The 539-nt window shown below is 70.3% G+C and carries 1 pseudogene; it reads right to left on the reverse strand.

The features are described 5' to 3' along the window. Nucleotides 1-539 (reverse strand): annotated as a pseudogene (locus tag WS61_RS35025) (hypothetical protein); the annotation flags it as partial.

Below are 539 nucleotides of genomic sequence, written 5' to 3' on the forward strand. Positions count from 1 at the left end.
ACCGGCGCCCTGGGTGGCATCGGGGGCGGCGGGACTGGCGGCCTCGGCGGTGTTGTCGGCACGGTAGCGAACACGGCCACGGGGGCAGTCGGAACACTGACTGGCGCACTGGGCGGTGTTGGCGGCGGGACCGGTGGTCTCGGTGGCGTCGTTGGAACGGTGGGCAACGCGGCAAGCGGTGCAGTCGGTACGGTGACGGGGGCGTTGGGTGGTGTCGGCAATCCGACTGGCGGGCTTGGTGGTGTGGTCGGTACGGTAACCGGTGCACTGGGTGGTATCGGTGGTGGCGGGACTGGTGGTCTCGGTGGTGTCGTTGGAACGGTGGGCAACGCGGCAAGCGGTGCAGTCGGTACGGTGACGGGTGCCTTGGGTGGAGTGGGCGATCCGACCGGCGGGCTTGGTGGTGTGGTCGGTACGGTAACCGGTGCCCTGGGCGGCATCGGTGGCGGCGGGACTGGTGGTCTCGGCGGTGTTGTCGGAACGGTAGCGAACACGGCGACGGGTGCGGTCGGAACGCTGACTGGCGCGCTGGGTGGCGT

This window comes from Burkholderia sp. ABCPW 11 (genome assembly GCF_001523445.1).
Lineage (GTDB): Bacteria > Pseudomonadota > Gammaproteobacteria > Burkholderiales > Burkholderiaceae > Burkholderia.